General features: G+C 44.6%; 10 protein-coding genes and 2 pseudogenes. 8 read left to right on the top strand and 4 right to left on the bottom strand.

Features of this window, described 5'->3' with window-relative positions:
- Together O9332_RS15815 and O9332_RS15820 are read right to left on the bottom strand one after the other, a co-directional pair.
- A partial coding sequence (locus tag O9332_RS15815) for an IS1634 family transposase N-terminal domain-related protein (protein WP_502846656.1) occupies positions 1-314 on the bottom strand: 314 nt, incomplete at its 3' end.
- Positions 315-345: 31 nt separating this feature from the next.
- A pseudogene (locus O9332_RS15820) lies at positions 346-834 on the bottom strand (transposase); the annotation flags it as partial.
- Between the two features lie 374 nt (positions 835-1,208).
- Between O9332_RS15820 and O9332_RS15825 the strand changes: the two are divergent.
- From O9332_RS15825 to O9332_RS15860, 8 genes are all read left to right on the top strand, one after another.
- Complete coding sequence (locus O9332_RS15825; protein WP_004159682.1) at positions 1,209-1,841, top strand: DUF305 domain-containing protein; 633 nt, start codon at positions 1,209-1,211, stop codon at positions 1,839-1,841.
- Between the two features lie 226 nt (positions 1,842-2,067).
- Complete coding sequence (locus O9332_RS15830; protein ID WP_288026370.1) at positions 2,068-2,964, top strand: ABC transporter permease; 897 nt, start codon at positions 2,068-2,070, stop codon at positions 2,962-2,964.
- Between the two features lie 208 nt (positions 2,965-3,172).
- Positions 3,173-3,505, top strand: coding sequence for a hypothetical protein (locus O9332_RS15835; RefSeq protein WP_004266750.1), 333 nt, complete (start codon positions 3,173-3,175; stop codon positions 3,503-3,505).
- Between the two features lie 403 nt (positions 3,506-3,908).
- Positions 3,909-4,100 carry a cytochrome b6f subunit PetP gene (petP, locus tag O9332_RS15840; RefSeq protein ID WP_002742483.1) on the top strand — a complete coding sequence of 64 codons (192 nt, stop codon included), beginning with the start codon at positions 3,909-3,911 and terminating at the stop codon, positions 4,098-4,100.
- Positions 4,101-4,122: 22 nt separating this feature from the next.
- Positions 4,123-5,199, top strand: coding sequence for a Get3/ArsA fold putative tail anchor-mediating ATPase NosAFP (locus O9332_RS15845; protein ID WP_004266753.1), 1,077 nt, complete (start codon positions 4,123-4,125; stop codon positions 5,197-5,199).
- A 6-nt stretch (positions 5,200-5,205) separates the two neighbouring features.
- A complete protein-coding gene (gene chlG / locus O9332_RS15850; protein WP_004266754.1) occupies positions 5,206-6,186 on the top strand; it encodes a chlorophyll synthase ChlG in 981 nt (326 codons plus the stop codon).
- Between the two features lie 368 nt (positions 6,187-6,554).
- Entirely contained in the window at positions 6,555-7,283 is a 729-nt protein-coding gene (locus O9332_RS15855; RefSeq protein WP_043999493.1) for a Bax inhibitor-1/YccA family protein, read from the top strand.
- A gap of 88 nt (positions 7,284-7,371) precedes the next feature.
- Positions 7,372-7,542 (top strand): CAB/ELIP/HLIP family chlorophyll-binding protein, encoded by a 171-nt coding sequence (locus tag O9332_RS15860; RefSeq protein WP_002742489.1) that lies wholly within the window; start codon positions 7,372-7,374, stop codon positions 7,540-7,542.
- A 51-nt stretch (positions 7,543-7,593) separates the two neighbouring features.
- Here O9332_RS15860 and O9332_RS15865 read toward each other — a convergent pair whose 3' ends face one another.
- Both O9332_RS15865 and O9332_RS15870 read right to left on the bottom strand, forming a co-directional pair.
- The gene (locus tag O9332_RS15865; RefSeq protein ID WP_004266757.1) at positions 7,594-8,214 is read right to left on the bottom strand and encodes a hypothetical protein; all 621 of its coding nucleotides are present in this window, start codon (positions 8,212-8,214) and stop codon (positions 7,594-7,596) included.
- A 275-nt stretch (positions 8,215-8,489) separates the two neighbouring features.
- Positions 8,490-8,802 (bottom strand): annotated as a pseudogene (locus tag O9332_RS15870) (Uma2 family endonuclease); the annotation flags it as partial.

The raw sequence follows: 8,802 nt of genomic DNA on the forward strand, positions 1-8,802 counted from the left end.
GCCACCACTAAGTTTCTGATTCGTGAGGATTTTTCACTGATTATTTTATCTAAACCTAATTTTTTAATCGTCTCTAAAATAGCCATCACATGACCATGAGGAAGACTTCTAATCACTTCAAAATGATTGGGAATGCCTTCAGTCATGGACAGTGTTGCTCCTTTAAGAGCCAGTTTCAGATTGTCGATAATATCATCGGGTAATTTTGAGAGATTGGCAAGGGTTCTTTTTTTGACTTGATCTCCTTCTCGGTAGGACTCTGGTCGAAGAACAGCGGGGGGGGAATTACGGTTAGGAACTTTTTCTATATACATGGCTATCATTTTAGCAAATGGAGAGAATTCTATTGAGCAATTCTCCTTCCTCGTTCACCAGTAAATGCAGTTTAAAGCCAAAAAACCAGTCCACAGAGGTTTTTCCCCGTGCGGCTAAATTGTCAAACACCCGATGACTACTGATGCGGCGATTATGGCAGACCTGAATTTTGGTGGCATCGACAAAGCTAATCCCCGTGCAACGACCAAAACAATGCTTCAAGTAAACGCATAAGGGGATGAGAGTCGAGGGTATCCATTCGATAAAACGTTGATAGCTAGGCAGTTGAGGGAACTCTTGTCGCCAGTAGACACAAACATGATCGAGGTAGAAATGTTTAAAATTACGGTAGTGGTTTTGATGGAAAGCGATCAGGATGGTCATAATTTCGCTTAAAGTCAAGATTTTGCCACGTTTACGAGCTTTATTATCGGACCAAAGCCTTGTCTGTTCTAATTTAGGTTCAAATACACGGCATCCGTCGTCGACATGACAGAAAAGAGCTTCTAGACTAGACATAGATGGGTTGGGGGTGCTGAGTTTATATATTTTTCAGCTTACTAGCCCCCGCCTTTTCTTTCCACCCTTATCCCGAACTGACGTTAACTATCAAAACCCCCCAAAAAAAGAGAGAGGAAACCCGCGCCTCCTACCTCGTTCCCAGGTAGAACCTGGGAACGCTATTTTCAGATTCTACCTGAAGAACAATACGCCAATTCAAAAATGAAACGCATCAACCTCAAGAGTTGACAAAGAAAGGCTCATCAGTTACCGTCTGAGCCTTATCGGAAGTTAACGACGGCGGGTGAGTTCAGCCGTTAGACTGCCAATTTCTTGGTCAAGATAGTTCCGGTTACTTTTGGGCAGGTGCTATAGTATAGTGAGGTTTGTAAATGGTTTCTCCCATGAAAAATAAAGCCATTATTGTGCTGGGGGCGGTTGCCGCTCTTGGGTTGGCTGCAACCTCAACTTTACTTCTGACACGTCCATCTGGAAATTCTCCAGATTCCGCCTCTGCTCAATTTTCTCCCAACGGCATGGGTGGGATGCATCATATGCAGGTCAGTAGCGAGTTTAACTATCTTGCCCAAATGATTCCCCACCATCAGGAGGCAATCGATACCGCCCAGGTTATTCTGGAACGCACTAGTCGTCCTGAGATGAGGCAGTTTGCTGAAAATATCATTCAAGTGCAAACTGCTGAAATTGCTCAGATGAAAAACTGGCTCAATGAGTGGTATCCCGGAAGGAATATTAGCGTCTCCTACGTTCCCATGATGCGCGATCTGAGTCAACTTCAGGGCGATGCCCTAGAGCAAACTTTTTTACAAGATATGATTAAACATCATATGGGAGCCGTGATGATGTCGCAAATGCTCCTGAATCATAATCTGGTGAAGCATCAGGCTGTCCAGCCCTTTGCTGAGAACATTGCCACTAGCCAGCACCGGGAAATTCGGCAGATGCAAACTTGGTTAATGGCTTGGTTTGGTGATCGCAATCCAATGGGTGGGATGCATCATTAGCTGGTATTGTGATCGCAATTTTGTCGGGTGCGTTCCCTAATGCAAGTACGCTTAACTGATACATGAGTTCTGGTTTTCCCTAAAACCAGAGACTTATCGCCTCAAAATAAAGATAACTGCTATATCCTTCTGTTCACTTTAAAATAAAACTGTTAGCTTGCTGGGGATTGAGAGTGACAATCCCAAAATCTCTACCTAAACCCTTCCCTTTTGAGGTAAATATTTCATGAGCCAAACCATCACACCTTCTTCCTTAAAAGCTAGTTTAGCCCCCAATCCCACTAGAGCAGCAACGGTGGACGATGGGGGAAATGTACTAGGGGAATTTCTGCAAGAAACTCTGGCCATGACTAAACGTCTGTTCATCCAATTACAACGTCGTCCTTCAACCCTAATCGCGGGGGTAATTCAGCCATTTATGTGGCTGATTTTATTCGGGGCATTGTTTTATAATGCCCCCCAGGGTCTATTCGGCAACGATCTCAGTTATGCTAAATTTCTCGCCCCCGGGGTGATTGTCTTTACCGCTTTTTCTGGGGCCTTAAATGCCGGTTTGCCAGTAATGTTCGATCGAGAATTTGGCTTTCTTAACCGTCTTTTGGTAGCACCTTTAACCACTCGTTACTCGATCGTGGCCGCTTCTACCATCTATATTATCGCCCTCAGTTTCATCCAAACCGCCTCGATCGTGGCCGCTAGTGCCTTTTTAGGGGCCGGGTGGCCTAGTTTAGCCGGATTAGGTGCGATCGCTTTGATTGTGTTCCTAATCGTTTTGGGGATGACTGCCTTAAGTCTCAGTTTAACCTTTGCTCTCCCCGGACATATCGAATTAATCGCCGTCATTTTCGTCACCAATTTACCGCTTTTATTTGCCAGTACCGCCCTCGCACCCTTAAACTTTATGGCAGATTGGTTACAAGTAATCGCTAGTCTCAACCCTCTTACCTATGCGATCGAACCGATCCGTTATATTTATTTCAATCAGCACTGGTCTTTTGATAGCATAGTCTTACAAACCCCTTGGCTTGACCTCAATTTCTTGACAGTTTTAGGCCTGCTCTTAGCTTTTGATCTGCTAATCCTTTTGGCAATTCAGCCCTTACTTCGTCGTCGTTTTGCTTAAATCAGTTATCAGTTATCAGTTATCAGTTATCAGTTTACTTTCACTGAAAAGCCTGCAACTTTCTCACAACCAAAAACTAGACAAGTAAGTAGTTATAATTAAATTGAAGATAGATTTTGCCTCTGATCCCCCCCGCCCCCCTTGATAAGGGGGGGGCTGACAACTTTTAACACCTACCCACTTAATTTTCTGAGGAGTTAGTCAGATTATGAATACTCAAAAAATGTTAATCAAATCGTCTTTATTCCTAGCTACTATTTTATTAGTCGGCGCTGATTTTAGTCCGCAAGTGTTAGCTCAAAGCTTGAACCCCAGTCAACCGGACTATCAAAAAAATGAACGTAGTTCCGATGGCAGGGATGATCTCGGTGGTTTTAATCCTTTAGACTTGATTCATAATAGTAATTTTCGCCGTAGCCGGGACGGATCGGAATTTCAGGAAGATACCCTCAATAATATCAACGAAGCGGCTGAGGAGTTTAAACGCAAGCAAAGAGAACAACTGGAAAATCTGCAAAATCCTGCCCCAGAAACCAAATAAAACTCCTTTTTTGAGTAGTTAGACACAATTAATCGCACATAGGTAGGTATTGAAAACTTTCAGATGCCCCCCTTATTAAGGGTAGATCCCCCCGCCTATCGGCACCACCCTTATCAAGGGGGGCAGGGGGGATCGAACCTAAAATCCATTTTTAATTCAATTATAACCAGCTACTTATCTAACTACCTCTTACCTCTTGCCTATTGCCTTTTGCCTTTTGTCTTTTGCCTATCCTAAGCAAGAAGTTGATTTTGTTCAATGTCTTAGTATATATGATCGCTGAGTGCAGATGATCTTAGAAAGACCAATGACCGAAGATCATTGGGGGGTTTATCTGACACGAATTTATATTAAACTTAGGATTGGTTTATTGAATTATCGTCTTATTAAAACTGTGGAAGTAATGGAAATCGGGCAAAAAGTCAAGGTCTGTCGCTTAAGAGACCGCGTTAACTCGGATGTAGCGGGTAAATTGGGTAAAGTGGGTGTCATCAAAAATTTTAAGATGACCGATGGCAGCGGTGTTGGTGCTGTTGTCCAGTTCGATGATAAGACCGCTACTTGGTTTTTTGAGGATGAACTCAAACTCATCTAAATACAACGCTTAGGAATTAATTATGTCCTTAATTTTGACCTTTTTGGGCAAGGGGGGCAGCGGTCGCAGTACAATAGCGATCGCTTCGGCAAAGAAAATGGCTGGTCTGGGGTCAAAAGTTCTCTTGATCGGGCAAGATTCTGGTCCCGCTTGGGGATTACTCCTCAAGGCCTCCCCTAGCTCCTCTATTACGGAAATTGCCCCTAATCTCTCGGTTGTGCAGCTTAGTAGTACACAGTTACTAGAAAAAAGTTGGGAAGAAGTCAAGGAACTGGAAAAGCAGTATTTGCGTTCTCCCACCTTGAAAAATGTTTATGGTCAAGAGTTGGGCATTTTACCCGGAATGGATCAAGCTCTAGCTTTAAATTTCCTGCGGGAACAGGATAAAAGCGGAAATTACGATGTCATCATCTACGACGGCAGCGGAGATATCAACAGTCTGAGAATGTTGGGGATTCCAGAGGTAGGTGGCTGGTATTTACGGCGTTTTCGGCAGGTTTTCAGTGATTCCGAGATTGGTCGCACCCTTTCTCCCTTTTTCCAACCGATCGCCGCTGCCGTGCTGAATTTCTCCTTTAATCCCGATGGTTTGGGGAAGAAGGCCGATAATAACATTTTAGACGAGGGGCGCTCGGCTTTAGCCGATCCTCGGCGAGTTTTAGCCTATCTAGTCACCAATGATGATCCACTTGCGATCGCAGATGCCAAATATCTTTGGGGTGGGGCGCAGCAAATCGGTTTAAATGTGGGGGGAGTGATTTTTAATCGCTGTCAGAGTGCTACGGAGGATTTTGCCCCGCTGCCGGCTGCGATTTTACCCGACCGTCAAGGAGAAGATTGGCAGGAATTAATCGCCGAGTTACCCAATTTTCTCACGGTGCAGCCGCCCAAACCGTTAATAATCGATACGGCAGCCGGTCAGGTCAAGGTTTATTTACCCGGATTCGAGAAAAAACAGGTAAAACTGACGCAATCGGGTCCAGAATTAACCATCGAAGCCGGGGATCAACGGCGTAATATTGATGTACCACCGCCTCTAACCGGACGAGCGGTAAAAGGGGCCAAATTCCAAGACGGTTACTTAATTATTTCTTTTTAAGGGATTATGTCGAACACCGAGATAGAAAACAAGGATAATCGAGGCGCAAAAACTCGCCAATTATTGGGGATGAAAGGGGCTTCATCGGCAGAAACTTCCCTCTGGAAAATCCGCTTACAATTGATGAAGCCGATCACTTGGATTCCCCTAATTTGGGGGGTTGTCTGTGGGGCTGCTTCATCGGGGAATTATACTTGGTCTTTAGAAGATGTCTTAAAAGCGGCCACCTGTATGTTACTTTCCGGTCCATTGATGACCGGTTATACCCAAACTTTAAATGATTTTTACGATCGAGAAATCGATGCAATTAATGAACCCTATCGCCCGATTCCTTCGGGGGCAATTTCTATTCCGCAAGTAGTCGGCCAGATTTTGGTTTTATTAGCGGGTGGGTTAGGAATAGCCTATCTTCTCGATCGCTGGGCCGGTCATGATTTCCCGATCATGCTCTGTTTAACCCTATTTGGTTCTTTTATTGCCTATATTTATTCAGCGCCGCCTTTAAAATTAAAACAAAATGGTTGGCTAGGAAATTATGCCCTCGGTGCTAGTTATATAGCCTTACCTTGGTGGGCAGGTCACGCCCTTTTTGGTCAGTTAAATTGGACAATTATGATCCTAACCCTCATCTATAGTCTGGCGGGTTTAGGCATTGCTGTGGTCAACGACTTTAAAAGTGTGGAAGGTGACGAAAAATTAGGCTTAAAATCCTTGCCAGTTATGTTTGGAATTACCACCGCAGCTTGGATTTGTGTGATTATGATCGATGTTTTTCAAGCAGGAATTGCGGGCTATCTGATTAGTATTCATCAGAATCTTTATGCCGCTATTTTACTGTTATTAATTATCCCTCAGATCACTTTCCAAGATATGTATTTTTTGCGGGATCCGCTCAAAAATGATGTCAAATATCAAGCCAGCGCCCAGCCTTTTCTAGTGTTAGGAATGTTGGTGACAGGTTTGGCTTTAGGTCAGGGGATACTCTGAAGATTGTAATTAATAAAAACAGGAAATATCCAGTTTATGGGACATAATCGCCTTGAATTGGGCTTCTGTTTAAGGTAACTTGAGCGGTCAAGGGGGGTGAAAATGGATTTTCGGTTCGATCCCCCCTTAATCCCCCCTTGATAAGGGGGGTGCCGATCCCGCCTTGATAAGGGGGGTATCTGACAATTTTTAACACCTACCTACTTAGCTCGATCCCTAGTCTTTTCGTTACAATCAAGAGGGAATCGATGCCGGGGGAAAAATTTACCTTTTTTTCTTCCCTCCGATTTGCCATTCTTGACGAACTAATCAAGAATAGTTTCTGTTTAACAAGATTGATTGAGACAAGTATCTCGAACCTAGTCACCATGAGTAATACCAGTAATTTTCGCCAAGCTTTACGCGAGGCTAAAAGCCAAGCACTTATCGGCCCCAATGTTATCCCCAAGGCCCTGCCCTATCTCGGTGGCGGTCTAATTTTGACTGCGGTGGGAACCTATGGCGGTTTAGGTGTGATCCAATCCTATCCCCAGATTTTCTTCCCGACTTTCTTTGTCGCTCTGATTGCCGAGATTATTTTATTTTTTGTCGCCCGTAATACTGCGGAAAGAGGCAATACAGGCACTGCTCTGCCCCTGCTGACTCTCTATAGTCTTCTTTCTGGCTATACTCTCAGTGGAATCGTCTATGTGGCCTTAGGTACTTCCGGTGTTGGTTTGCGAGGAGTGGCAATTGCTGCCCTCGGTTGCGGCATCGCTTTTGTCTTGGGACGCAATATCGGCTCGAATCTGTCGGAAAAAGATGGTTTAGCCCTGACTCAAACCGTTAGCATCGGTATTCTCGCTCTCTTTATTGTTCTCATTGGTCAGCTAATTTTCTCTATCTTTGGTGGCGCTACTCCCACCTGGTTAGAAATCGCCATTTCTGGCATCGGGGTTTTCTTGTTTGCTGGTTCGGCAGTGGTGGACTTTTACATCTTGCCCCGTACCTACAGAGATGAACAGTATCTTAGTGCTGCTTTATCGATGTATTTGACCTATATCAACCTATTTATCTTTATTCTGCGCCTTTTAATCGCTCTTAACGGTCGAGATTAGGGCAAATAGAGAGGAGTTAGAAATTAGTTACAACCTAACTTCTAACTCCGCTAGAATAGTAAAGAAATGTAAACGGACTGTAAAGATCATGACTGAACCACAACCGACTCAAACCCCCAAATTAGAAGATCCCAAATTTGGCTTTAATGACTATGCCGAGCGCCTCAACGGTAGGGCTGCTATGATTGGTTTTGTGATCACCCTGTTGATCGAGTATCTAACTGGCCAAGGTCTGTTATCTTGGTTAGGGTTACAGTAGTTTTTTAGGCTTTTTTAGGCATTCTAGGGGAAATATAGCCTTGAGTGTTAGCTAACGCATACAAGCTTCATGATTTTCCCCGTAGAATCCTTGCAAGACCGAATCACCTCGCTGTTGTGGTGTCCCGTGGGAGCGATTAGGAACTTCAAAATCGCCCACTTCCGAAGCGGCTTCCCCTAGAAGTTTTCCCGCTAGTATATAATCCTGTTTGGATAAACCTCTAGCTTCGGTAAATAACCAAGAAAGGGTATCTCCCGCTAGACAATCGGCCTGTAATTCAATGCCGATGCTCATCCCACCTTCATCGATGCCACCAATACCCCGATTCCACTGAACAGCGTGAGCGGCCTCGTGAGCGACGGCGTAAAGGGGAAATAAAGGATTATCGCTAATACCAGTAACTTGCTTGAGATTGACATAGACTGTATTATCTACAGTGCAGAAAGCCGCTAGGGAAATTACGCCGCAGGGAGTGGTTATCGGGCCATCGCTTAACAAATACTTAAAATTGATCTGGTGTAATTGAGCCGTATATTCAATTACCGCTTCTAGGGCATCCGTAATATCGTCTGCTTGCGCTCTCTGGGCTAGAGGGGATAAAATCAAGAGGGAACTACAAGAAACGGCAGATATCAGGGATAATAACCGTTTAAGGCCAGAGTTAGGTTTCATGGTACTAACAAAGTCGGGAGTGAGGAAGAAGTTTAATTGATCTGAATTAGCCTACCGCTACGATCACAATTTTAAAAGCTATGTATAAGACTTTCAGAGAAAATACAGAATTTACGCGGCTTTTGATCGAAGTTGACAGAATTTCTCCTCAAGGTTGAGGAAATTAATTTGGCACGACCACTGATTGTGTTGAAAATCTGCCCGTCAGTCAGGCAAAAAGCTCCCCATCAGGTCATTTCCCCATCTCCCCACCCCGAACATTCGTTACACTTGTACTACAAGTCTATCCCCATTTCTCGCAAACGAGCCGCCAGCCGTTGAGAACGCTGTCTTTCCGCTTCCAGAGCTTGCTGAGTAGCATTTAATTGCTCCTGTGCTGCGGCCGCTTGCTCCTGTGCTGCGGCCGCTTGCTCCTGTGCTGCGGCCGCTTGCTCCTGTGCTGCGGCCGCTTGCTCCTGTGCTGCTTCTTCTGGCAAGGGGATTAAATTGCCTTCCGAGTCATAAAATCTGGCCCAGATTGCCGTTTCTCGGTCAATAGTACCCTCCCAAGTTCCCAACCAATAGCCTAAGGTTTCGCACCATAACCAG

The sequence above is a fragment of the Microcystis sp. LE19-10.1B genome (assembly GCF_027530565.1).
GTDB classification, from domain to species: domain Bacteria; phylum Cyanobacteriota; class Cyanobacteriia; order Cyanobacteriales; family Microcystaceae; genus Microcystis; species Microcystis aeruginosa.

What these genes read in the sequence shown, in the direction of transcription:
- O9332_RS15860 (WP_002742489.1), top strand. Translation starts at nt 7,372, where the DNA reads ATGACTGAACCACAACCGACTCAAACCCCCAAATTAGAAGATCCCAAA.
- petP (WP_002742483.1), top strand. Translation starts at nt 3,909, where the DNA reads ATGGAAATCGGGCAAAAAGTCAAGGTCTGTCGCTTAAGAGACCGCGTT.
- O9332_RS15865 (WP_004266757.1), bottom strand. Translation starts at nt 8,214, where the DNA reads ATGAAACCTAACTCTGGCCTTAAACGGTTATTATCCCTGATATCTGCC.
- O9332_RS15855 (WP_043999493.1), top strand. Translation starts at nt 6,555, where the DNA reads ATGAGTAATACCAGTAATTTTCGCCAAGCTTTACGCGAGGCTAAAAGC.
- chlG (WP_004266754.1), top strand. Translation starts at nt 5,206, where the DNA reads ATGTCGAACACCGAGATAGAAAACAAGGATAATCGAGGCGCAAAAACT.
- O9332_RS15835 (WP_004266750.1), top strand. Translation starts at nt 3,173, where the DNA reads ATGAATACTCAAAAAATGTTAATCAAATCGTCTTTATTCCTAGCTACT.
- O9332_RS15845 (WP_004266753.1), top strand. Translation starts at nt 4,123, where the DNA reads ATGTCCTTAATTTTGACCTTTTTGGGCAAGGGGGGCAGCGGTCGCAGT.
- O9332_RS15830 (WP_288026370.1), top strand. Translation starts at nt 2,068, where the DNA reads ATGAGCCAAACCATCACACCTTCTTCCTTAAAAGCTAGTTTAGCCCCC.
- O9332_RS15825 (WP_004159682.1), top strand. Translation starts at nt 1,209, where the DNA reads ATGGTTTCTCCCATGAAAAATAAAGCCATTATTGTGCTGGGGGCGGTT.